Below are 23,785 nucleotides of genomic sequence, written 5' to 3' on the forward strand. Positions count from 1 at the left end.
CATTCGGGCCAAGCTCTGAGGAGCCGCGAAGCGGCGTCTCAAAGGACGGTCCGAGAGGCTCCAAACAGAAGTCTCCAATCGGTTCGGCCTGCGCTGGGGCTGAACCGATCCAGGCCCTTGTCCCGGCGGCTCAGCCCCCAACAGCCCCGGCCGGAACGACGCCCTCAAAACCATAGAGCCTGTGCGCGTTGTCGACGAAGACGCGCTTGCGCGCCGCCTCGTCCGGCACCCACTCGGCCAGGAGGTCGAGCAGCTCGCCGACATTCATCATCCCCTGCCAATGCGCGACATGGGGCCAGTCAGAACCCCAGACGCAGCGCTCGGGCGCCGCCTCATGCAGCAGCCGGGCGAAGGGAATGGTGTCCGCATAGGGCGGCCCCTCGACGCTGTTGCGATAGGCACCCGACAGCTTGACCCAACCGCCATCGCGCAGGAGCGAGAGCAGCGTCTGGAAGCCCTCGTCGCAGAGGCCGCGCGAGACCGGGAAATGGCCCCAATGGTCGACCACGAAGGGAACCGGCAGCGTCCCCAGCTTTGGTGCGAGCGGGACGAGATCGCGCGCGTCGATCAGGAATTGCAGATGCCAGCCCATCTCCCGGGCCAGCGCCGCATAGGCGTCGAGCTGCTCGAAGCCGATGCCGCCGCCATAAAGGATGTTGAGCCTGAGGCCGACGATGCCGGCCTCCTTCAGCTCCGCAAGCTCCCGGTCGCGCAGGCCAAGCGGGATGACGGCGATGCCGCGCAGCCTGTCGCGATGGGCCTTCAGGGTCTCGACGGTCAAGCGGTTGTCGGTGCCATGCACGCTGACCTGGACGAGCACGCCATAGCTCATGCCGGTGGCGTCGAGCATGGCAAGATAGCGCTCCGCTGTGGCCTCCGGTGGCGTGTAGCTGCGGCTGTCCACGAAGGGATAGGCCGGCGGCAGGCCGATGACATGGGCGTGAGTATCGACTGCGCCTTGCGGCACGCGATAGCGCCTCGGCCCGTGAGGGCGAGGATCGGGGCCCGGACATGCCGGAGCCCGATCCTGATGGGAGCCCGCCTCACGCATCGGCATGGAGTACCTTGCCGCGGGTTTCGGGCAAAGCGTAGGCCGCCGCGAAGAACACCACATAGGCGATGACGGCAAAGATGCAGATCGCATTGGCGAGCGTCGTGGTCTGCGAGAGATAGCCGACGAGGAAGGGGAAGAGCGCGCCCATGCCGCGTCCGAAATTATAGCAGAAGCCCTGGCCCGAGCCGCGCAGCCTTGTGGGATAGAGCTCGGTCAGGAACGCGCCCATGCCGGAGAAGTAACCGGAGGCGAAGAAGCCGAGCGGGAAGCCGAGCACCCACAGCACCTCGTTCGAGAGCGGCAATTGCGTATAGGCCGCGACGACCGCGATCGCGCCGAGCGAAAAGACGAGGAAGAGGTTCCTGCGGCCGAATCTGTCGGCATACCAGGCCCCGACGAGATAACCGGCGAAGGAGCCGACGATCAGCGCCGCGAGATAGCCGGTCGAGCTCACGATCGAGAGCTTGCGCTCGGTCGTCAGGAAGCGCGGCACCCAGAAGGTGATGGCGTAATAGCCGCCCTGGCAACCCATCGAGACGAGGGAGGCGAGGACCGTGACCTTCAGGATCGGGCCCTGGAAGATTTCGAGAATGGAGGGGCTCTCACCCTTGGCGGCGACCTTGGCGCGCGTTTCGGCTGCGACCTCGGGCTCCTTCACATAGGCGCGCAGATAGAGCACCAGCAGCGCCGGCAGCGCACCGATCGCAAACATCCAGCGCCAGGCCTGTTCGGGCGGCAGGTAGGAGAACAGGGCAGCCTGTGCCAGCACGGCAAGCCCCCAGCCGACGGCCCAGCCCGATTGCACGGAGCCCACGGCGCGGCCGCGATATTGCGCCCGGATGGTCTCGCCCATCAGCACGGCGCCGGCCGCCCATTCGCCGCCAAAACCCAGGCCGAGCAAGGCGCGGCAGATCAGGAGCTGGTCGAAATTCTGCGCGAAGGCGCAAAGCAGCGAGAAGACCGAGAACCAGATGATCGTCAGTTGCAGCGTCCGCACCCGGCCGATCCTGTCGGCGAGATAGCCCGCGCCCCAGCCGCCGAGCGCCGAGGCCAGCAAGGTCACTGTGCCGGCGAGGCCAGCGGTGCCGGCATCGACCTTCCAGAGCTGGATGATCGTGCCAATCACCAGCGGGTAGATCATGAAATCCATGCCATCGAGGGCCCAGCCGGTGGCGCAGGCCCAGAAGGTGCGCTTCTCCGGGACGGTCATGTCCTTGTAGAAGCCGGTCAGGCTCGTATCCTCGATCGGAACGATCGTTGTTGGTGTCGTCGACATCCTTGCCTCCCTTGCCTCGCCTTCGGACGGGCGAGCGCTAGGGCGGGACGATGTTGCGATGCCAACGGGAATGTCTGCCAGAAAACCGGCGGGCGGCACGCGGAAACCGGCGCCTCTGTCAGAAAATCACTCTTCGCCGCGTTTGAGGCGCCGAAAGCGCGCCGGGCTCAAGCCAGTGATCGCCCGGAACGCCGTGCCGAGATGGGATTGCGAGGAGAAACCGACGGCGAGCGCGATCTCGGCGATCGTCATCCCGGAATCACAGAGAAGATCTCCGGCCGCCTCGACCCGTTGCTCGACGACGAAGCGATGCGGCGTCTGGCCGGTGGAGCGCTTGAAGCTGCGGATGAAGGCCGAAGGGCTGAGGCCTGAGAGTTTCGCCATGTCGGAGAGGGTGATGTCCCGCCCCGGATCGGCCCGGACGAAATCCGCCATCCGCGCGCGCATGCTGGCGTCGAGATCGCGGGGCTGCTCGCCTGATGCGCTGCTCGGAGCGGCGTAGCGATCCGACAGATGCAGCGCCAGCGTATAGGCGAGCTGCTCGGCCAGCAGCGATTGGCCGGAATGGGCGGCGTCGCTCGCCTCGACCAGCCGCTGGGCAGCCTGCGACAGGAACGGGTCGTCGACGTCCCAGGCCTTGTCCATCAATTCGATCGGCGTCGACCTGCCCTGGCCGGCCCCGACATCCCGGAGCAGGGCATCGCCCAGATAAAGCAGCAGCAGCTTTCCGGATGGGACATCGGGCACGGCGTCGACGAAAACCTTCCGTCCCGGCTGCCCGATGCGGAAGCGCCCGGCCGCAACGCGGCCGTCGCGACGGACCCGGCCGTCTTCGATCAGCACATGACGGCGCACATCATAGAGAGTGATCGCGACGGTCGCGACGGGCAGCTCGCCATAATCATAGAGATGCGGGCCCGTGACGTCGCTCAGCGCCGCGGCAAACCCCGTCTTCGACCACAGGTCGACGAGTGCCGACTGCCGGCGGCCGGTCACGAACTCCGCGTGCCGAACTGGATCTAGCCTCATGGGAAACAAACCGGTTTCAGACGATCGGCGACTTTCCGCATACAAGCGCGGCAACCGCAAGAGAGCGCTGCGAAGAGCGCAGATCCCACCGCCGAGCCTTGATCACCTACGCGCCGTCATTCCGGACGCAGCGAAGCCAACCCGGGATCCATCGGAGGCCACAGAACTCTACGATGGATTCCGGATCGGCGCTGCTAACGCGGCTTGTCCGGAATGACGGTGCGGGTGATGGCCAGCGATCGGAGTCCCCGATGCCGCTCTATTCTTGCAGGCCGGTTCCTCAGGATGAGGACTCAGGAGGTTTCCCGCTGCTCGCTTGCGAGGTCCCCCTCGACGACCCGCCCCGCCTCCGACAACGCCTTCAGCGCCTTGACCGTCTCCCTGAGGCCGCGATGCAGGAGCTTGTCGCGGCGGATCACCACCGCGAGCGTGCGATGCAGTCGCGGCGAGAGCGGGTGCACCACAAAACTGTCCCGGTTCTTGTCCCTGCTCACAGCCATGCCCGGCAGCACGGCACAGCCGAGCCCCGCGCCGACCATCTCCTTGATCGCCTCGACGCTGCCCAGCGACATCACCGGCTTCAGGCTCACGCCGCCGCGCGCGAACCATTCATCGGCGATCCGCCTGGTATTGCCGCCGGGCTCGTAGAGGAGCACCGGCAGGCCCGACAGCGCCGCCGCGGTGACGCGCGCGGGCAGGCGCATCTCGGGTGGCGCGATCACGACGAACTCATCCTCCAGGACCGGCGTGATCTCGAAGATGCGGCCGGAGACCGGCAGCGAGACCAGGCCGAGATCGAGCAGGTTCTCATCGATCGCCTTGACCATATCCGAGGTGTTGCCGGTGCTGACCGTGATCTCGAGCGTCGGAAAGCGCCGGCGCAATTCGCGCAGGATCGGCGGCAGCAGGAAGGTGCAGGCGGTCGCGCCAGTACCGAGCCGCACCCGTCCCATCGCGCCCGTGGCATGCCGCGCCATGCCGTCGAGCGCAGCCGACACCACAGCCTCGATCTGGCCGGCATGGCCGAGCAATTCGACGCCGGCCGCAGTCGGCCGCGCCCGCCTTCCGACGCGTTCGATCAGCACCACGCCGAGGCGCCGTTCGAGCTGGCGGATCTGCAGGCTCACCCCCGGCTGGCTCAGATTCAGCTTTTCGGCGGCGGCAGTGAAGCTACCGAGCGCGACGACGTCGCAGAAGGTCTGAAGCTGGTCGAGATTGAAATCGCGCATGCCCGAGAACTTTCTTGGTCCAAGAACCTCCTTGGCCCAAAAGCCGCCTTGGCCCCGAGCCTCCCTTACCAAAGAATTTCTCATGCTTTGCATAATTGGCAAAATCTTCTTTTATCGAATGCCCTCCGGCACTGTGACCCGGTCGCTCGGACAAGCCCCTGAGGCCATCCCCTACCCCACAAGTTCGGCCGCGCCCGGCCGGAGGAGAATCCGTGAGAAATCTGGAATTGCATGAAGCCGTGGCCAGCCGGCCGTCGGTCCTCGTTCGGGACGCGGCCGAGGCCGACATGGCCGCCGTGCAGGCGATTTACGCCCATCACGTCCTGCACGGGCTGGCGAGCTTCGAGGAAACGCCCCCCGGCATCGACGAATTGCTGGCGCGCCGCGCCGCCGTGCTGGAGCTTGGCCTGCCCTATCTCGTCGCCGAGCTCGACGGCAAGGTCGCCGGCTATTGCTACGCCACGGCCTATCGCCCCCGGGCGGCGTATCGGCACACCATCGAGGATTCCGTCTATGTCACTGAGGGACTCAGCGGGCACGGCATCGGCACGGCGCTGCTCGCAGCCTTGATCGCCCGCTGCGAGGCCGGCCCCTGGCGGCAGATGCTCGCCAATATCGGCAATAGCGGCAATGCCGGTTCGATCGCGCTGCACCGGCGCTTCGGATTCGAGCCCGCTGGCACCCTGCGCTCCGTCGGCTTCAAGCTCGGCCAGTGGGTCGATACCATCCTGATGCAGCGCCCCCTGGCCACCGGCGACAGCACGCTTCCCGCGATCGGCTTCAGCTCAGAACCCAGCTCTTGATCCCGCGCCGGACCACCCTTTGCCTTGGCCTGTCGCAGCTCGTCTCCTGGGGCATCTCCTATTACCTGATCGGCAGCTTCGGCGAATTGATCGCCAATGATCTCGGCTGGTCGGGCGCCGTCGTCTATGGCGGCTTTTCCGCCGCGCTGCTGGTGATGGGCCTGACCTCGCCCATCGTCGGACGCCTGGTCGACCGTCATGGCGGCCTGCCCGTGATGACGGCGGGCGCGCTGCTCAACGCCGCCGGCTGCGCAGGGCTCGCTCTCGCCGAGACGATCCCGGCCTATTACGCCGCCTGGATCTGCCTCGGCCTGGCGATGCGCCTGACGCTCTATGACGCCGCCTTCGCGGCGCTGGCGCGGATCGGCGGCCCACAGGCGCGCGGCCCGATCGCACAGATCACGCTGCTCGGCGGGCTTGCCTCTACCCTGTTCTGGCCTGTTGGCGCCGAGCTCGCCGCGCATTTCGGCTGGCGCGGCGCACTCCTGGTCTATGCCGGCATCGCGCTGCTCTCCGCACCGCTCTATCTCGCGATCCCGAACCGCCGCTACCAAAACCCCGTTCCGCGCGGCGCCGCGACCGAGCAGCGCCCCCTCGCCACCAGCCCGCGCGACATCGCGATCGCCGGCGCGCTTTATGCGGCGATCGCGACGCTGGCCAATTTCCTCAATGCCGGCATGTCCGCCCATATGATCGGCATCCTGGCCGGGCTGGGTCTCGCGGCCTCGGTCGCGGTCTGGATCGCCACGCTGCGTGGCGTCGGCCAGTCGCTGGCGCGCCTCTGCGAAGTCCTGTTCGGCCGGCGGATCGAGCCGCTGACCCTCAATCTCATGGCCTGTGCGCTGCTGCCGTTCTGCTTCGTCGCCGGCCTCGCCAGCGGGCACTCCGGCAGCGCGGCCTTCGCCTTCGCCTTCTGCTACGGGGCCGGCAACGGCATCCTGACGATCACGCGTGGCACCTTGCCCTTGCTGCTCTTCGACCACCGCAGCTATGGCAGCTTCGTCGGCAGGCTGCTCGCACCGAGCTTCTTCCTCTCCGCCACCGCGCCCGTCGTCTACGCCTCCGTCATCAGGCATTTCGGCGAGACGGGAGCACTCTATCTGTCGATCGCCGTCGCCGTCCTCATGCTGATCGCGGCCGCCCTGCTCAGGCAGCGCTTCCGGCCGCCGCCGGCTTGATAGGCTCTTTGGAGCCCTGAGCCCTCATCCTGACAGGCTGGCCTGAAATCAACCGAGCAATATCAAGGATCTCCGATTGCCCGCCATCACCCGCGCCGTCATTCCGGACAAGCCGCGATAGCGGCGCAGATCCGGAATCCATCGGAGGCCACCGAACTCTCCGATGGATTCCTGATCTCCGCTTCGCTGCGTCCGGAATGACAGCGCGTTGGCGGCAAAGACAGAGCCATGGAAATCTTCGGGTTCATTTCATCATCCAACGATCCAAGGCTCCGGCAGCGGCAGGCTAGGTGACAGCCAGCCAGCCGACGAAATCGCCGATATCGCTGTCGAGCTCCGCAGAGGTCGACCTGAGTTGCTTGGCCAGGTCGCGCGCCTGTCCGGTCGTCTCATGCAGGATGCCAACCGCATTTTTGACAATCCCGGCGCTCGTCATGGTTCCTTCCGCGATCGTCGAGACCTCCGCAGCATCGCCATAAATCAGCGCTGTGGCAGCGCTCTGCTTTGAAGCCAGTTCCGAGATCGACCGCATCTCCGTTTCCATCTCGCGAATTGTCGCGGAGATCGATTTCACCGCGAGGATGGAGCCGTTTGCGATCGCCTGCAGTGCGGTGATCTGTGCGGAGATATCCCTGGTCGCCAATTCCGTCTGGCCGGCCAGGGCCTTCACTTCGCTGGCGATCACGGCAAAGCCGCGGCCTGCCGAACCCGCCCGCGCGGCCTCGATGGCGGCATTGAGCGCCAGGAGATTGGTTTGCGCCGCGATGGCCGCGATCAGGCCGACGACGGAGCCGATCTGGTTTGCACCCGCGCCAAGGCTTTCGACATTGGCGGAGAGCCTGAGCGCGTCCGCGACGCCACGGACGGCGATGTCCCGGTTGCGCTCCATCGTGCTGCCGATCTCCGCGGCGGCCATCGAGAGCTCTTCCGTCGCCGAGGCGGTCACGGCTGCGCTTTCCCGGGTCCGGCGCGCCGCCGAGCTGACCTCGGCGGTTTCGTGGGCCGCAGCCTCGCTCATCTGCGAGGCGCGATCGGCGCTTTTGAGAAAACGGTCGGATGAATCGTAGACGGCCTGATTCAGCTCGCGCATTTTCATCTGAAAATCGGCAGCGCCCTCGGCGAGGCGCATTTGTCGCGCGGCGCCATCATCCGAGAGCTTCTGCTGCTCCAGGGCGATGGTCGTATTGATATCCAGCGTGAAGACCCGCCCGACGATCTCCATGTCGCGCGCCATTCCTGCCGGCGAGAAACGGTTTTCCCGGGCCAGCACCAGCGCGATCGGCTCGAGCAGACGCATCGCGATCGACAGGCGTGACCGGGCGCCGAGCGACGATTCAATCTCGATATTGCGGAACCTGACGACTGACGCGACGTATTCCTCGTCGAAATTCGCAGCGAACAACACGCTGAAATGGCTCGAAGCACAGGCAACCATTTCGTCCATTCTGGTCGAAATATCCGCCACCTTGTCGGCATGCACGGCCAGAGCTCGTGCGTAATCAAGGTAACACAGCCTCTCGATATTCTTCTCGACAACCGGTTTCAGCCGCCGGAGGAGCGATCGTGTCTTGCTATCGAGCGCAAACATCGGCAGACGTTTGCCGATCTCATGCCTGACGATTTCGACGAGGGCTGTCACAGGACGGCCAGACGGTTGGATACTGAGGCAGAGACTACGCGGCAATTTCCTTAACGGCTCGTTACCGATGGCGCCGATCGGAAAAGTCGACCGCCATCGCCATCCTCATGCGGATCGCGGCGGCCCTGCTCAGGCTGCGCTTCCGGTCACCGCCGGCTTGAGAGGCTGGGCGCTGGGGGGCTCCAAACCGGCGCCGACGCCACGGCCAGAAGCAAGCGATCAGGTCTGCTGACAGCTGTTGTCAGGAGAACGGCTGCGGAACATGGGCTTGCATGCTAATCATGCCCGGCGCGCGAAGCCGGGCCTCGTATGGCCCGACATTTGCCCTATCTCTACCGCTTACCCGAACCGGACGCCCCCATGGCCCGCAAGTCTTCCCTGGTCAGCAAGACCACTCTCGCCGACCAGGCCGCCGCGCTCGAGGATATGTTCGACGCCAACCGCAAGGTCGATTCGCGCGTGATTTCCGTGCGCGGCGCGCGCGAGCATAATCTCAAGAATATCGACCTCGCGATTCCGCGCGACAAGCTCGTCGTCTTCACCGGGCTGTCGGGCTCGGGCAAGTCGTCGCTCGCCTTCGACACGATCTATGCCGAGGGCCAGCGCCGCTATGTCGAGAGCCTCTCGGCCTATGCCCGCCAGTTCCTCGAGATGATGCAGAAGCCCGATGTCGACCAGATCGACGGGCTCTCGCCGGCGATCTCGATCGAGCAGAAGACGACCTCGAAGAACCCCCGCTCGACGGTCGGCACCGTCACCGAGATCCACGACTATATGCGCCTGCTCTGGGCGCGGGCCGGTATTCCCTATTCGCCCGCGACCGGCCTGCCGATCGAGAGCCAGACCGTGCAGCAGATGGTCGACCGCCTGACCGAACTGCCGGAGAAGACGCGCGGCTATCTGCTCGCGCCGGTGGTGCGCGGCCGCAAGGGCGAGTACCGCAAGGAGATGGCCGAGTGGCTGAAGCGCGGCTTCCAGCGCGTCAAGGTCAATGGCGAGTTCTTCGAAATCCCCGACGCGCCCGCGCTCGACAAGAAGTTCAAGCACGACATCGACGTCGTGGTCGACCGCATCGTGATCAGGCCCGACCTCGGCGCCCGCCTCGCCGATTCGCTGGAGCAGGCGCTGGAGCTCGCCGACGGCATCGCCGTCTTCGAATATGCCGATGAGAAGGACGAGAATGGCGAGGCCAGGCGCGTCACCTTCTCCTCGAAATTCGCCTGCCCGGTCTCCGGCTTCACCATCCCCGAGATCGAGCCGCGCCTGTTCTCCTTCAACAACCCCTTCGGCGCCTGCCCGGCCTGCGACGGCCTCGGCCATGAGATGCGCATCGACCCCGAGATGATCGTGCCCGATCACGCGCTCTCGCTGAAAAAGGGCGCGATCGCGCCTTGGGCCAAGTCGACCTCGCCCTATTACGGCCAGACGCTCGACGCACTCGCCAAGCATTTCGGCTTCTCGATGACGAAGCCCTGGAGCGAATTGCCGGAGAAGGCCAAGACCTCGATCCTGTTCGGCACCGGCACCGAGCCGGTGCGCTTCGCCTATAATGACGGCCTGCGCGCCTATGAGGTGAAGAAGCCCTTCGAGGGCGTGATCACCAATATGGAGCGGCGCTGGAAGGAGACGGAGTCGGACTGGGCCCGCGAGGAGATCGGCCGCTTCATGTCCGAGACGCCCTGCGCCGCCTGCAACGGCTATCGCCTGAAGCCGGAAGCGCTGGCGGTGAAGATCGACATGCGCCATATCGGCGAGATCTCGCGGCTTTCGGTCAAGGACGCGCTGGAGTGGGTCAGCGCCCTGCCCTCGCGCCTGTCGAAGAAGCAGAACGAGATCGCCCCGCGCATCCTCAAGGAGATCCGCGACCGCCTGACCTTCCTGCTCGATGTCGGGCTGGAATATCTGACGCTCGCCCGCGGCTCCGGCACGCTCTCGGGCGGCGAGAGCCAGCGCATCCGCCTCGCCTCGCAGATCGGGTCGGGCCTCACCGGCGTGCTCTATGTGCTGGACGAGCCTTCGATCGGCCTGCATCAGCGCGACAATGAGCGCCTACTCGGCACGCTGCGTCGCCTCAGGGACCTCGGCAACACCGTCATCGTCGTCGAGCATGACGAGGACGCGATCCTGACCGCCGATTATGTCGTCGATGTCGGCCCCGGCGCCGGCATCCATGGCGGCGAGATCGTCGCCAAGGGCACGCCGCAGGACATTCTCGACAATCCGGATTCGCTCACCGGCCGCTATCTCACCGGCGAGCTCTCGGTCGCGGTGCCCGACAAGCGCCGCAAGGCTACCAAGGGCCGCTCGCTCAAAATCGTCGGCGCGCGCGGCAACAACCTCAAGGATGTCACGGTCGATATCCCGCTCGGGCTGTTCACCTGCATCACCGGCGTCTCCGGCGGCGGCAAGTCGACGCTCGTCATCGACACGCTCTACAAGGCAGTGGCGCGCAAGCTCAACGGCGCGATCGACCACCCTGCCCCGCATGAGCGCATCGAGGGCATCGAGCTGCTCGACAAGGTCATCGACATCGACCAGTCGCCGATCGGCCGCACGCCGCGCTCCAACCCGGCGACCTATACCGGCGCCTTCACGCCGATCCGCGAATGGTTCGCCGGCCTGCCCGAGGCCAAGGCGCGCGGCTATCAGCCCGGTCGGTTCTCATTCAACGTCAAGGGCGGCCGCTGCGAGGCCTGCCAGGGCGACGGCGTCATCAAGATCGAGATGCACTTCCTGCCCGATGTCTACGTCACCTGCGACGTCTGCAAGGGCAAGCGCTACGACCGCGAGACGCTTGAGGTGAAATACCGCGACAAGTCGATCGCCGATGTGCTCGACATGTCGGTCGAGGAGGCCAAAATCCTGTTCAAGGCCGTGCCCTCGATCCGCGAGAAAATGGAGACGCTGCACCGCGTCGGGCTCGACTACGTCAAGGTTGGCCAGCAGGCCACCACGCTCTCAGGCGGCGAAGCCCAGCGCGTCAAACTCTCCAAGGAGCTCTCCAAGCGCGCCACCGGCCGCACCCTCTACATCCTGGACGAGCCGACCACCGGCCTGCACTTCCACGATGTCGCCAAGCTGATGGAGGTGCTGCACGAGCTGGTCGACCAGGGCAATTCCGTGGTGGTGATCGAGCATAATCTCGAAGTCATCAAGACCGCCGACTGGATCATCGACATGGGCCCCGAAGGCGGCGATGGCGGCGGCGAGGTCGTGGCCCAGGGCACGCCGGAGGATGTGGTACGCATCGGCAAGGGCCACACCGCGCGCTTCCTCAAGGAAGTGTTGGCGCGGCGGCCGATCAAGAAGGGGGCGGGTGCGAGGCAGGCGGCGGAGTGAGGTGGCGGAAGACGGCAATAACTGACCTCAGGCAACATCCCGAAATGCTGCCGGATTCGGCTTTTGGCCGGCGCGGGGACAAAAGCTCTGCGCAAAGCCTGAGAATCTCGGACCGGATGAGGCGCCCAAACCTCCGCGCCCTTTCCCTTCTCCCCTCGCGGGAGAAGGTGGATCGGCGCAGCCGAGACGGATGAGGGGGCGCTCGACGATTGCCGTTTTGCCTTGTGACGCCAGCCGGAAAGGGCACGGCGCCCCCTCATCCGGCGCTGCGCGCCACCTTCTCCCGCCAGGGGAGAAGGGAAGAAAAGCAGCGGAAACGCAGGGGAGCTCTCCTGCGACCGTTGGAAATAGCCGCGAGGAACCCCTCTCCTGTAAGGAGAGGGGTAGGGGTGAGGTGTCGACCCCTGGACCAGTGGCGTGACGTCCTTGCTGTCATTGCGAGCGCAGCGAAGCAATCCAGGGGACGTAGAGCGAACCCTCCTGGATTGCTTCGCTGCGCTCGCAATGACGACGGAGCAACGGTGAGGTCGCGGCCAAAGCGTCAAACGGCCGACCCCTCACCCTGCCCTCTCCCTACGGGAGAGGGTTCCCCGCGCTAACTGGGCTTCGGATTCTCAGGATCAAACGTGCGGCTGCAAGGTCCCATTCGGGCTCAGCGCGTTGATCAGCGTCGGCAGATGCGCGGCGAGGAAGCCGGCCACCTCGTCGGGCGAGCGGTTGAAGGTCGAGGCGATCTTGCCGATGACATTGTCGCCGAGCGCCGCCTCGATCTGATCCGCCGTCACCGGCTGGTTGGCGCCGCTGCCCAGCCAGGACGCGACCTGCGGGCCCAGCCCCGATGCCTTTAATTTGTCGAGCAGCCCCTGCACCGAGCCGAGGCTGGTGCTAGCCAGGGCCTTCGATAGCAATTCGGGCAGCAGTTGCGCCTCCGCCTGTTCGACCAGGCCACCAAGCGCACCTTTCAATCCATCAAACAAACTCATCTCGCCCCACCCCTTTATGTCTCGCAAACCTAAAAAAAGGCCCGCCGCCGATAAATGGCGCGCGGGCCAGGCTCAGGCTATTTTACTCAGGCTTTCTTGCAAGCGTCGCGGAATTTCTTGCGCTCCTTGCCGTGCAGACCCTTCTGGTCGGCCTGTACAGAGCATTCCTTGGACTTCGCCGTCCGCGTCGCGGGAGCCGCGGCGGCAGGCTTGGCAGCAGCGGGGGCCGCGGTGGTGGCGGGTGCGGTCACCGCCGGCTTGGCGGGCGTCGCCGGTGTGGCGGGCGTCGTCTGCGCACCGGCAAACGACATCGACATCAAAAGCAGGCCGGCAGCACCTGAGAGAATTGAGACGTATTTCATGATGAACCTCGCTCGGCTGGCCCGATATCGAGCAGCGAATGCCAAGGAATGACTTAATAAGGGCAGAAATCAGGCGCGGCTGGCTCGCTTCGACGAAGTCATCACAAGCGCCTTGATGCCGCAAGGGACGTTTTCGCCAAGCGGATACTTGCCAGGCTGATACTTGCATGGACGGAGCCCGGCCGGCGAGCCCCGCCTGCGATTTGCGCAGCGCCGCCACAAGGCGCAACTCTCCCCGGCGAAGCTCGACTCGGCATCGCGCCGCAGCCGGGAACGATGCAACTCGACGAGACGACCATGCCTCAAACCGCCGCCCTCTCCGCCCCAGACCTTGCCGCCTATCTCGCCCGGATCGGCTATGACGGCGCGGTCGCCCCGACGCGCACTGCGCTCAACGCCCTGCATCTCCTGCACCCGCAAGCGATTCCCTTCGAGAATCTCGATCCGCTTTCGGGCCGCACGCCGCCGCTCGACCTGCCGGCGCTCGTCGCGAAACTCGTGCACTCCCGACGCGGCGGCTATTGCTTCGAGCAGAACACCCTGTTCAAGGCGGTGCTGGAGGCCTTCGGCTTCAAGGTCGCGCAGATGTCGGGCCGCGTCATGCTCGGCAAGCCAGAGGAGGCGCAGGTCGCGCGCACCCACAAGGTGCTGCGCCTGACTTGCGAGGGACAGGACCTGCTCTGCGATATCGGGCTGGGCGGCCAGGTCCTGACCGGCCCGATGCGGCTCGTCCCCGAGATCGAGCAGCAAACCCCGCACGAGCCCTATCGGCTCGACCGCGCCAGTGAGATCTGGTGGCTGCGTGCAAAGGTCGCCGGCGAATGGCGCCTGCTCTACCGCTTCACCCTCGACGAGACCTGGCCGATCGACGACCAGCTCGCCAACCATTATGTCGCGACCCACCCCGCCTCGCATTTCACCTACAGCCTGATCGCCGCCCGCGTGCTTCCGCAAGGCCGGCTCGCCTTGCTGAACCGGCGCTTGACGGAGCACCGGCTGGGCGAACCCTCGATCATCCAGGAGATCGCGGATAGCGACGCGCTCAGGGCCGTGCTGGCCAAGCGCTTCGGGATCGCGCTCGAGGATGAGGCCTGGGCGAAGGCGGCCGGCAATATTGCGGGATGAGTACGGCCGCCGCGCCCGGTCGGGATAGAAGAGCGCCTTATCAGAAACAGGCGCGGGGAACCCCTCTCCTGCATCGAAGTCGGGTATACCCGACTTCGACACTCTGAGTGCTGAACCCGGGTATACCCGGGTTCAGTGAGAGGGGCAGGGGTGAGGTGTAGGCCCCTGGACCAGTTGCGTGATGTCCTTGCCGTCATTGCGAGCGCAGCGAAGCAATCCAGGAGGGCTCGCTCTACGTCGCCTGGATTGCTTCGCTGCGCTCGCAATGACGATGGAGCAGCGGTGAGGTTACAACCAAAGCGTCAAACGGCCGACCCCTCACCCTGCCCTCTCCCACCAATCTCGGGCTTGCCCGAGATTGGCAGCTAGCATGGCCCAAGTCGGAAACATCCGACTTGGGTGGGAGAGGGTTCCCCGCGCTGGCGGGACCTCGGGTTGCCCTTCCTTCTCCCATCCAGGAGAAGGAAAGACGGCCTCTCAGACCATCCGCCGGCTCACGCCACCCCGTAGGTCTTGAACCAGGCCAGCATCCGGGCCCAGCCGTCATCGGCCGCTGCCTTGCGGTAGCTCGGGCGGTAATCGGCGTGGAAGCCGTGCGGCGTGTCCGGATAGATCACGATCTCGACCGTCTTGCCGGCCGCCTTGGCCGCGTCACGCTGCTTCTCGACATCGGCCACCGGGATGCCGGTGTCGGCGGCGCCATAGAGGCCCAGCACCGGGGCCTTGATCTCGCCGACCACATCGGCCGCCGTCTTGGGCTGGATGTCGCTGCGGTTGCCGCCAAGCGGGCCGTACCAGGCGACGCCGGCCTTCAGCGCCGGGTTGTGGGCGCAGTAGAGCCAGACGCCGCGCCCGCCGCGGCAGAAGCCGGTGACGCCGAGCTTCTGGATATTGCCCTTCGAGCTGGCCGCGGCCCAGGCGGCGGCAGCGTCGAGATCCGACAGCATCTCGGCATCGGGCTTCTTCGCGATCACATCGCGCATGATCTGCTGCACATCGGTCATCTTGGTGAGATCGCCCTGCCGGGCAAAAAGCTCGGGCGCGACGGCGCAGTAGCCGAGCTTGGCGAGGCGGCGGCAGGTGTCCTTGATATATTCGTGGACGCCGAATATCTCCTCGATCACGAGGATGACGGGGAACGGCCCTGCCCCGCTCGGCATGGCCCGGTAGCCCGGCATCATGCCGTCGCTGGTCGGGATCTTGACCTCGCCGGCCTCGAGCCCCGTCGCATCGGTGGAAATGGTCTGGCCCTGCACCACGGTGGTGGCGGCGGTGAAGCCGGTGACCAGCCCGGTCATGACGAAGCCCCGGCGCGAGAAGGGCTCGCGCACGAGGCCGTCCAGGCCCTCCAGCAGGGGTTTGGCGGCTTTCGCGCTGGTGCTGCTCGTCATGGCGGTTCCTCGCATGTCGGAAGGGGCGGCAGAGTGCGGCGGCGCGAGTGCACTGCCAAGGGGCCGAAACGGCGCAATCGGGCGCAAATGGTCACAGCTGCGTGATCGCAAGGCCGTCGGGCGCGGAAAACGCGAATCTTTTCGCGCAAAACCGTGTGCTTGGGCGCCGCTCCCCTTGCGTCAACACGCCGACCCGGCCCTCACGCATGGATTGAGCAGGTGCAGCATGCCTGGAAAGAAGGCAAAGCAGCGATTTGTTAACGGGCAACCGCTTGAATGGCGAACGAATAGGCAGAATCGGATCACCCCCAATGGCCTTGCCAGACCCTCACTGCGGGACAACGCCCGATTTATGAAGCATTTCTTAAATCGACATGCGCAAAGCGCATAACGGAACTGATCTGGCGCCTCTGTTTCAGGCAAGGGTGCTCCCATATATGCAGTGCACAACGAATTCATCGCTGTCAGGGCCAAAAGGCCCCGAAAAAACTGAGGACTTTCACCATGTTCGTCACCATGATTGCTGCCAAGATCCGCTCTTATCTTCGTTACCGTGAGACCGTTCGCGAGCTGTCGCGCCTGACCGACCGCGAGCTGGACGATCTCGGCCTGTCGCGTTCGGAAATCGCTTTCGTCGCGCGGACCCACGCCGCCGTCTGAGCCTTCACGGCTTCTACAAGTAGTTCTCCCGGGTTCGTGTCCTCCCCTCGGACCTGGTCGAAGAGCGAATGCCCGCTTTCGAGCGGGCATTTTGCGTTTTGGGCTCTGCTTACGGCCCGATAGCGGCTTCGCGCAGGCGAAAGCGCCGGCCGATTGCCGGATAAGCGCGCGCAAGATCGATCCGTCTCTTGACCGCGCGCGCCTGTGGCGACACATCGCTGGCATGACAGTCAAACCCATACACATCATCGGCGGTGGCCTTGCCGGTTCCGAAGCCGCCTGGCAGGTCGCAGAGGCCGGCGTGCCGGTCGTGCTGCACGAGATGCGGCCGGTGCGCGGCACGCAGGCGCACAAGACGGAAGGCCTGGCCGAACTCGTCTGCTCCAATTCCTTCCGCTCTGACGATTCGCTCAGCAATGCGGTCGGGCAGCTCCACTGGGAGATGCGCCGGCTCGGCTCGGTGATCATCGCCAAGGGCGACGCGCATCAGGTGCCGGCCGGCGGCGCGCTTGCAGTCGACCGCGACGGCTTCTCGCAAGCCGTGACGGCCGCGCTTGAAGGCCATCCGCTGATCACGATCGACCGCGCCGAGATTGCCGGCCTGCCGCCCGCCGACTGGGACAATGTCATCATCGCGACCGGCCCCCTCACCTCGCCGGCGCTGGCGCAAGGCATCCAGTCGCTCACCGGCGAGGATTCGCTCGCCTTCTTCGACGCCATCGCACCGATCGTGCATTTCGACTCCGTCGACATGGACCAGGCCTGGTTCCAATCGCGCTACGACAAGGTCGGCCCGGGCGGCACCGGCGCCGACTACATCAACTGCCCGCTCGACCGCGACCAGTACGAGGCCTTCATCGACGCGCTGCTCGCCGCCGAGAAGACCGAGTTCAAGGAATGGGAGGGCACGCCCTATTTCGACGGCTGCCTGCCGATCGAGGTCATGGCTGAGCGCGGCCGCGAGACCTTGCGCTGGGGACCGATGAAGCCGGTCGGACTGACCAACAAGCACAACCCGACGGTCAAGGCCTATGCGGTGGTGCAATTGCGCCAGGACAATGCGCTGGGCACGCTGTTCAACATGACGGGCTTCCAGACCAAGCTGAAATATGGCGAGCAGGCCGCGATCTTCCGGATGATCCCCGGTCTCCAGAACGCTGAATTCGCCCGGCTCGGCGGCATCCACCGCAACACCTATCTGAACTCGCCAAAGCTGCTCGATGAGCGGCTGCGCCTGAAGGCCGATCCGCGCCTGCGCTTCGCCGGCCAGATCACCGGCTGCGAGGGCTATGTCGAGAGCGCCGCGATCGGCCTGCTGGCGGGCCGCATGGCCGCCGCCGAGCGCCTTGGCCGGGACCTCGCCCTGCCGCCCGCCACGACGGCTCTGGGCGCGCTGGTCAACCACATCACTGGCGGCCATATCGTCACCATCGACGAGGGCCCGCGCTCGTTCCAGCCGATGAACATCAATTTCGGCCTGTTCCCGCATATCGAGGGCCAGGCGACGCATGGCCCCGACGGCAAAAAGCTGAAGGGCCCGGCCAAGAGCGTCGCGCGCAAGCACGCACTGACCGCGCGGGCGAAGGCGGAGATGGAGGCCTGGGCGGGCGGGGTTGAGATTCAGGCGGCGGAGTAGTCTCTCGTCATTGCGAGCGCAGCGAAGCAATCCAGGAGCGGCAGAGCACTACGGCTTCCTGGATTGCTTCGCTGCGCTCGCAATGACGGATAGGTTCACCGCGCCGCTTTCGCCGCCCGCCAGATCGTCCATTGCCGCTGCCAGGCCGGCAGCGCGATGATCGTGCGATAGGGGTCGTAGCCGCTGCGCTCCATGCGCTTGAGATAGGGCTCGACCAGCGCGACAGGCAGGAAGGCGGGCGCGACCGCAGAGGGCACCGCCTCGCGCATCTCGCGCAGCTTCTTGAGATGCTTGCGCGCGATCTCGCGCAGTTCCTTCAGCGAATAGAGCACGCCCGGCCCGCCGCGCCCGCGCACGATATCGTCGCGGGTCACGCCGTTGCGGGCGAGGATATCGGCCGGGATGTAGACCTGCCCTGCCGCCGAATGCCAGGGAAAGGCCCGCATCAGCCCACACAGCGCATAAGCGACGCCGGCATGGCCGCAAGCCGCCGCGCCGCCCGGATCAGTGCCGTTGGCAAGGACGATCGAGGCGAGCCGGATCAGGGCGCTCGAGGTCTCCCCGGCATAGCCTTCAAGATCGCGCAAGGACGGCATCGGGTCGTCATAGAGATCGAAGATGCGCGCCTCGATCAGCCCCGTCAGCGGCGCGATCGGCAGACGGTAGCGCGCGACCGCGTCGAGCAAGGCAGCCGCGATGGGGTGCGCCTGCCCCTCACGCTTGCCGCCCTGGTCATTGGCCTCGTTCTCCAGCAGGTCGCGCCACCATTGCATGCGCACCTCGCCCGGCAGCGGCTCGCTGACCAGCGCCCGCACGCGAGCGATCTCATGGCTGAAGGCATAGAGCGCAAACAGCGCCGGCCGCTGCGCCTCGGGCGCGTAGAGGGTCGCGATATAGCGATCGTGATCATGCTCGCGCACCAGTGCGGCGCAATGCGCATAAGCCTCCGGCAAGGCCGGCAGCACGGTCTTGGAACGATCGTCGGTCTGCGTCGTCTGCGGCATGGTTTCCGCCTTGGCCAGCTCTCGGAGGGAAGGCCTCGATCTTAAAAGTTGAGAGCATTGCTCATGCGAAAAACCGGTGCCCACTTTTTCGCGCAATGCTCTCGCTCTACCCTCAGTCTAGGCCCAGGATGGGGTGCATGGCTATGCGTTCGTGGACATGGCGGGCGCTCAATCAACCGCGATCAGTGCCGCGGCCACCCGCCGGTCCTCGCCGACCAGCACGTTATAGGTGCGCGCCGCTGCCCCCGTCGCCATGCCCTCGATGGTGATTCCAGCCTCACGGAAGGGCTCGCGCAGGGATGCCGGGATGAAGGCGATGTCGTGCCCGGTGCCGATCAGCAGGAAATCGATGCCCTCGGCCTCGTCGAGGACCTGCTGCAGGCTCTCGCGCGTGATCCCTGCAAAGGCCGTTACCGGCCAGATCCGGATGCCCGCCGGCGTCGCCAGAATCGAGCCACGATGGCTCATATCGGCGAAGCGGAAGCCGCCGGCGCCGAAAGCGTCGATCTGATGCCGGCCCGGAACGAAACCGTCGAAGCGAGCCATGATCGATCCATTCCAATCCAACCACAGCCCTCATCCCTCAAGGCGCCGCTACGCGGCTCCCTGGGCGAGGGCTGAGGCGTGTAATCAGGCTTTCGCTTTGGCCTTGGCCTTGGCGGCGGCGGGAGCCTTTTCCTCGGCGCTTTCCGGGCGGCCGAAGCGGACATCCATGTAGAGCAGCACCGGAGTCGAGACGAACATCGCCGAATAGGTGCAGACCACGACGCCAAACAGCATGACGAGTGCGAACCCCTCGATCGCCGTGCCGCCGAAGAAGACCAGCGCGAGCAGCGACAGGAAGGTCGTCGTCGCGGTCATCGCCGTGCGCGAAAGCGTCGAATTCACGGAGAGGTCGAGCAGTTCGTCGATCGGCATCGTCTTGTAACGGCGCAGCAATTCGCGCGTGCGGTCGAACACCACCACCGTCTCGTTCAAGGAATAGCCGACGATGGTCAGGATCGCCGCGATCGAGGTCAGGTTGAACTCAAGCTGCGTGATCAGGAAGAAGCCAACCGTCAGGACGATGTCGTGCAGCGTGCCCAGGATCGCACCGATCGCCAAGGGCATCTCGAAGCGGAACCAGAGATAGATCAGCACGCCGACGATCGCGAGCACGATGCCGAGCGTGCCGGCCTGTACCAGCTCGCCGGAGACGCGCGGGCCGACCGTCTCGACACGGCGGAAATCATATGTGCCAGCGAAAGCCTCGCGCGCCTTCGTGACGACAGCCTGTTGCGCTGCATCCCCGCCTGGCTGCAGAGCAAAACGCATCGAGAGCTCGCTGCCGCTGCCGAATTCCTGGATCTCAGCTTCGCCAAAGCCAAGTCCATGCGCGGTTGAGCGCACCTGGCCGATCTCGGCCTTGCCATCCTTGGCCTGCATCTCGATCAGGGTGCCGCCCTTGAAGTCGATGCCGAAATTCAGCCCGACGGTCAGGAACAGGGCGATCACCAGCACCGAATAGGCGGCCGAGAACGGATAGCTGAAGCGCCGGAAGCGGACGAATTTGAAGCGGGTATTGTCGGGGACGATGCGAAGCAGACGCATGCGCTATCTCCTGAAAAGGGTTGGCAGCGTCAGAACGGCAGATGCTTGGGCCGGGCCCAGCGATACCACAGCGCGATCAGCATCCGCGTCAACGTCACGGCCGTGATCACGGTCGTCAGGATGCCGAGGATGAAGACGACCGCAAAGCCGCGCACCGGGCCGGAGCCGAGCGAGAACAGCGCCACGGCCGCGATCAGCATGGTGACGTTGGAGTCGATGATGGTGGCGAAGGCGCGCTGAAAGCCCGCCTCCAGAGCCGAGACGAGGCTGCGGCCCTGATGCTCCTCCTCGCGCATGCGCTCATAGATCAGCACGTTGGAATCGACCGCCGTGCCGATGGTGAGCACGATGCCGGCAATACCAGGCAGCGTCATGGTCGCGCCCAGCAGCGACATCAGCCCGAAGATCAGGCAGACATGGACGAGCAGCGCGACCGAGGCGATCATCCCGAACACGCCATAGGTGCCGAGCATGTAGAAGATCACCAGCACCGTCGCGATCAATGTCGCGAGCTTGCCGGCATGGATCGAATCGGCGCCGAGGCCAGGGCCGACGGTACGCTCCTCGACGATCGTCATCTTCGCCGGCAAGGCGCCGGCGCGCAGCAGGATGGCGAGATTGTTGACGCTCTCGACGGTGAAATTGCCGGAGATCTGGCCGGAGCCGCCGGTGATCGGCGACTGCACCACCGGCGACGAGATCACCTTGTTATCGAGCACGATCGCAAGCGCGCGGCCGAGATTTTCGGTCGTCGCCTGGCCGAAGCGCTGCGCGCCACGCACATTGAAACGAAAATTGACGATCGGCTGGCTGGTGCGGGAATCGAAGGCCGCCTGCGCGTCGGTCAGATCGGCTCCGCCGACGATGACCTGCCGGCTGACCGGCACAAGTGCCCCGCCACTATCGTTCGAGGGCAGCATGTCGACATCGGTCGCACCTGGCTCGGCGATGAAACGGAATTCGAGCTTCGCTGTCTCGCCGATGCGCTTCTTGATTTCTTCTGGATCGGCGCCGGGCACTTGAACGAGGATGCGGTCGAGCCCCTGACGTTGGATATTCGGCTCCTTGGTGCCGTCGGGGTCGATACGCCGGCGCAAAACCTCGATCGCCTTGGCGGCGGTGTCGCGGATCAAATCATTGATCGCGGCTTCCGAGAGCGTTGCCTGGATCAGCCCGTCCGGCTGCTCGGTGAAATCGATGGTTGACTGCGAGGAGGCGCCGAAGGCCCCGAGCGCGCCCAAAGGCTGGGCCAATTCACGCAGTTTCGGCAGCAATTTCGCCCGGTCACCGGCGTCTGCGACGCGCAACTGCACGCCACGCGACGTCAAAGTGATACCGCCCTGGGCCGAAACGCCCGCTTCACGGAGCTTCGCGCGGGTGTCGTCGCGCAGCGTCGTGATCTTCGTACGGATCAGGTCGGCGCGGTCGATCTCAAGCAGGAAGTGAGCGCCGCCTTGCAGGTCGAGCCCAAGCACGACCGCGTGGATCGGCAGCAAGAACTTCGGAATCCAGGACGGAGCGCCCTGCTCGATCGCCTTGCGCGTCTCAGGTGAGAACAGGTTCGGCAGCGCAAGACCACAACCGAAGAACAGCACGAGAAGGACGGCGATGACCTTGCGGGCCTGGAAACGAAGCATCTGCTTGAACAGCCTTGTTGTCGCGCGCCGGCTCGCTCTGGAGCCGGAGCGTCGTTCAGCTCTTGACCGGCTCGCCCTTGGCGCGCACTTCCGAGATCATGCCCTTGACCAGCCGGACGCGAACGCCCTCGGCGATCTCGGCTTCGATCTCGCCATCGTCGATGACCTTCGACACCTTGGCGACGATGCCGCCCGTGGTGACCACCGTGTCGCCGCGGCGAACGTTCTTGATCATCTCCTGATGCGACTTCACCCGCTTCTGCTGCGGGCGGATGATCAGGAACCACATGATGACGAAGATCAGAACGAACGGCACCAGCGACATCAGCACGTCGGAGGAACCGCCGCCGAGGCCTTGAGCGAAAGCAGGGGTGATCACGAATAGGCTCCTTCATCGCGGCGGCGCAAAAGGCCACCGGCCGCGGGGCGCGGCAACAGCATCGTCAGGCTTGTCAAAATCGCGCGGACTATAGCCACGGACGCCGGTAAATCAATCTGAGAGCAGCCGGACATCCAGCCGCGCCCCCCACCTATGGGCTTGCCATCATTCGCGCAATGGCCTTGCGCTTTGCATCGAGGTGCAGTTTACCGGATTGTTGAACCGTACCGCCGGGTACGGCTGCTGCGGCTCACCTGTTTCAAGGCGCTTTCCAGATGACCGACACCGCTACCGACCAGACGCTCGCGACGCTCCTGCGCATCGCCTCCGCGCTTGAGCGCATCGCTCCCCCGGCCCGCAAACCGGCTGATCTCACGGCTGCCGACGCCTTCGTCTGGCATCCTGCCGGCACGGAGCTTGCGCCCGTTGCCAGGGTCAACCGGGTGGCGCTCTCGCTGCTGCGCGGCGTCGACCGCGTCCGCGACACTTTGGCAGAGAACACCGAGCGCTTCGCGCGCGGTCTGCCCGCCAACAATGTGCTGCTCTGGGGCGCACGCGGCATGGGCAAGTCCTCCCTGGTCAAATCGGTCCATGCCGACACCAACACGCGGCTCAAGAGCGAGGCGCTACCTCTGAAGCTGATCGAGATTCATCGCGAGGACATCGAGAGCCTGCCTGTGCTGATGGCGCTACTCCGCGCGGACCGGCACCGCGCCATCGTGTTCTGCGACGATCTCTCCTTCGACGGCGACGACACCTCCTACAAATCGCTGAAGGCGGCCCTCGACGGCGGCGTCGAGGGCCGGCCCGAGAACGTGGTGTTCTACGCCACCTCGAATCGCCGGCATCTGATGCCCCGCGACATGATGGACAATGAGCGCTCGACCGCGATCAACCCCGGCGAGGCGATCGAGGAAAAGGTCTCGCTGTCGGATCGATTCGGCCTCTGGCTCGGCTTCCACAAATGCAGCCAGGACGAATATCTGGCGATGATCGACGGCTATGTCGGCCATTTCGGCCTTCAGGTCGCGCCCGAGGAACTGCGTCGCGAGGCGCTGGAATGGGCGACGACCCGCGGCTCCCGCTCAGGCCGCACCGCCTGGCAATACATCCAGGACCTGGCCGGGCGGCTCGGGAAGCGGCTGGAGGGGTGACCCTCGCCACTCGTCAAATCCGCGCCGTCATTCCGGACAAGCCGCGAAGCGGCGCCGATCCGGCAACTGTGTTGTTTGGTGTGTCATGCTTGGAAGGCGGTGTCAGTTTTGAGCATGGCGTTGAGGACGGTGAGGAGCTTTCTTGCGACGGCGATGATGGCGACTTTTGCGGCTGCGCTTCTTGCGCGGACCGCGTCGTAGAAGGTCTTGAAGCGCGCAGATGTCCGGATGGCGGCCAGCGCGGCCATGTAGAGGGCTTTGCGGACGCGTCGCCTTCCACCCCTGATCATGCGCTGTCCGCGCCTGCGCCCGCTGTC

21 protein-coding genes are annotated in these 23,785 nt (G+C 65.4%); 7 read left to right on the plus strand and 14 right to left on the minus strand.

What is annotated here, in order from left to right:
• Window positions 1–130 precede the first annotated feature (130 nt).
• The 4 genes from BMZ97_RS28875 to BMZ97_RS28890 all read right to left on the minus strand — a co-directional run bounded on the left by BMZ97_RS28875 (window position 131) and on the right by BMZ97_RS28890 (window position 4,588).
• Window positions 131–1,051, minus strand: coding sequence for an amidohydrolase family protein (locus BMZ97_RS28875; RefSeq protein ID WP_092178016.1), 921 nt, complete (start codon window positions 1,049–1,051; stop codon window positions 131–133).
• Window positions 1,044–2,330, minus strand: coding sequence for an MFS transporter (locus tag BMZ97_RS28880; protein WP_092177972.1), 1,287 nt, complete (start codon window positions 2,328–2,330; stop codon window positions 1,044–1,046). The genes BMZ97_RS28875 and BMZ97_RS28880 overlap by 8 nt, the downstream gene beginning before the upstream one ends.
• Window positions 2,331–2,456: 126 nt before the next feature.
• Complete coding sequence (locus tag BMZ97_RS28885; protein ID WP_244546658.1) at window positions 2,457–3,326, minus strand: helix-turn-helix domain-containing protein; 870 nt, start codon at window positions 3,324–3,326, stop codon at window positions 2,457–2,459.
• 326 nt (window positions 3,327–3,652) lie between these two features.
• Window positions 3,653–4,588 carry a LysR family transcriptional regulator gene (locus BMZ97_RS28890; RefSeq protein WP_092177976.1) on the minus strand — a complete coding sequence of 312 codons (936 nt, stop codon included), beginning with the start codon at window positions 4,586–4,588 and terminating at the stop codon, window positions 3,653–3,655.
• A 212-nt stretch (window positions 4,589–4,800) separates the two neighbouring features.
• On the opposite strand from BMZ97_RS28890, the gene BMZ97_RS28895 reads away from it, so the two are divergent.
• Both BMZ97_RS28895 and BMZ97_RS28900 read left to right on the plus strand, forming a co-directional pair.
• Window positions 4,801–5,391 carry a GNAT family N-acetyltransferase gene (locus BMZ97_RS28895; protein ID WP_280141796.1) on the plus strand — a complete coding sequence of 197 codons (591 nt, stop codon included), beginning with the start codon at window positions 4,801–4,803 and terminating at the stop codon, window positions 5,389–5,391.
• A complete protein-coding gene (locus tag BMZ97_RS28900; RefSeq protein ID WP_092177978.1) occupies window positions 5,388–6,569 on the plus strand; it encodes an MFS transporter in 1,182 nt (393 codons plus the stop codon). Before BMZ97_RS28895 ends, BMZ97_RS28900 begins: the two co-directional genes overlap by 4 nt.
• Window positions 6,570–6,855: 286 nt before the next feature.
• Here the strand turns inward: BMZ97_RS28900 and BMZ97_RS28905 are convergent, their stop codons facing one another.
• Window positions 6,856–8,208 (minus strand): methyl-accepting chemotaxis protein, encoded by a 1,353-nt coding sequence (locus tag BMZ97_RS28905; RefSeq protein ID WP_092177980.1) that lies wholly within the window; start codon window positions 8,206–8,208, stop codon window positions 6,856–6,858.
• 426 nt (window positions 8,209–8,634) lie between these two features.
• On the opposite strand from BMZ97_RS28905, the gene uvrA reads away from it, so the two are divergent.
• Window positions 8,635–11,547, plus strand: a complete 2,913-nt coding sequence (gene uvrA / locus BMZ97_RS28910) for an excinuclease ABC subunit UvrA (RefSeq protein WP_244546660.1) — start codon at window positions 8,635–8,637, stop codon at window positions 11,545–11,547.
• A 620-nt stretch (window positions 11,548–12,167) separates the two neighbouring features.
• On the opposite strand, the gene BMZ97_RS28915 is transcribed toward uvrA, so the two are convergent.
• Entirely contained in the window at window positions 12,168–12,530 is a 363-nt protein-coding gene (locus BMZ97_RS28915) for a YidB family protein (protein WP_092177984.1), read from the minus strand.
• Between the two features lie 86 nt (window positions 12,531–12,616).
• Entirely contained in the window at window positions 12,617–12,892 is a 276-nt protein-coding gene (locus tag BMZ97_RS28920; RefSeq protein ID WP_092177986.1) for a PsiF family protein, read from the minus strand.
• A gap of 297 nt (window positions 12,893–13,189) precedes the next feature.
• On the opposite strand from BMZ97_RS28920, the gene BMZ97_RS28925 reads away from it, so the two are divergent.
• Window positions 13,190–14,017 carry an arylamine N-acetyltransferase family protein gene (locus BMZ97_RS28925; RefSeq protein ID WP_175525789.1) on the plus strand — a complete coding sequence of 276 codons (828 nt, stop codon included), beginning with the start codon at window positions 13,190–13,192 and terminating at the stop codon, window positions 14,015–14,017.
• A 494-nt stretch (window positions 14,018–14,511) separates the two neighbouring features.
• Here the strand turns inward: BMZ97_RS28925 and BMZ97_RS28930 are convergent, their stop codons facing one another.
• Window positions 14,512–15,408, minus strand: a complete 897-nt coding sequence (locus BMZ97_RS28930) for a dienelactone hydrolase family protein (protein WP_139221382.1) — start codon at window positions 15,406–15,408, stop codon at window positions 14,512–14,514.
• Window positions 15,409–15,912: 504 nt separating this feature from the next.
• Here BMZ97_RS28930 and BMZ97_RS28935 point away from each other — a divergent pair.
• Both BMZ97_RS28935 and trmFO read left to right on the plus strand, forming a co-directional pair.
• A complete protein-coding gene (locus tag BMZ97_RS28935) occupies window positions 15,913–16,068 on the plus strand; it encodes a DUF1127 domain-containing protein (RefSeq protein ID WP_082358930.1) in 156 nt (51 codons plus the stop codon).
• A gap of 223 nt (window positions 16,069–16,291) precedes the next feature.
• A complete protein-coding gene (trmFO, locus tag BMZ97_RS28940; protein ID WP_092177990.1) occupies window positions 16,292–17,704 on the plus strand; it encodes a methylenetetrahydrofolate--tRNA-(uracil(54)-C(5))-methyltransferase (FADH(2)-oxidizing) TrmFO in 1,413 nt (470 codons plus the stop codon).
• Between the two features lie 95 nt (window positions 17,705–17,799).
• Here trmFO and BMZ97_RS28945 read toward each other — a convergent pair whose 3' ends face one another.
• From BMZ97_RS28945 to yajC, 5 genes are all read right to left on the minus strand, one after another.
• The gene (locus tag BMZ97_RS28945; protein WP_092177992.1) at window positions 17,800–18,708 is read right to left on the minus strand and encodes a phytoene/squalene synthase family protein; all 909 of its coding nucleotides are present in this window, start codon (window positions 18,706–18,708) and stop codon (window positions 17,800–17,802) included.
• 168 nt (window positions 18,709–18,876) lie between these two features.
• Window positions 18,877–19,254, minus strand: a complete 378-nt coding sequence (locus BMZ97_RS28950) for an Mth938-like domain-containing protein (protein WP_092178022.1) — start codon at window positions 19,252–19,254, stop codon at window positions 18,877–18,879.
• An 84-nt stretch (window positions 19,255–19,338) separates the two neighbouring features.
• Window positions 19,339–20,298 (minus strand): protein translocase subunit SecF, encoded by a 960-nt coding sequence (gene secF, locus BMZ97_RS28955; protein ID WP_092177994.1) that lies wholly within the window; start codon window positions 20,296–20,298, stop codon window positions 19,339–19,341.
• Window positions 20,299–20,327: 29 nt separating this feature from the next.
• Window positions 20,328–21,935 carry a protein translocase subunit SecD gene (gene secD, locus BMZ97_RS28960; RefSeq protein ID WP_092177996.1) on the minus strand — a complete coding sequence of 536 codons (1,608 nt, stop codon included), beginning with the start codon at window positions 21,933–21,935 and terminating at the stop codon, window positions 20,328–20,330.
• Between the two features lie 55 nt (window positions 21,936–21,990).
• Window positions 21,991–22,260 carry a preprotein translocase subunit YajC gene (gene yajC, locus BMZ97_RS28965; protein WP_092178024.1) on the minus strand — a complete coding sequence of 90 codons (270 nt, stop codon included), beginning with the start codon at window positions 22,258–22,260 and terminating at the stop codon, window positions 21,991–21,993.
• Window positions 22,261–22,589: 329 nt separating this feature from the next.
• On the opposite strand from yajC, the gene BMZ97_RS28970 reads away from it, so the two are divergent.
• Complete coding sequence (locus BMZ97_RS28970; RefSeq protein WP_092177998.1) at window positions 22,590–23,468, plus strand: ATP-binding protein; 879 nt, start codon at window positions 22,590–22,592, stop codon at window positions 23,466–23,468.
• An 83-nt stretch (window positions 23,469–23,551) separates the two neighbouring features.
• Here BMZ97_RS28970 and BMZ97_RS28975 read toward each other — a convergent pair.
• A partial coding sequence (locus BMZ97_RS28975) for a transposase (protein ID WP_139221335.1) occupies window positions 23,552–23,785 on the minus strand: 234 nt, incomplete at its 5' end.

It is taken from the genome of Allobosea sp. OK403, from assembly GCF_900113835.1.
Taxonomy (GTDB): domain Bacteria; phylum Pseudomonadota; class Alphaproteobacteria; order Rhizobiales; family Beijerinckiaceae; genus Allobosea.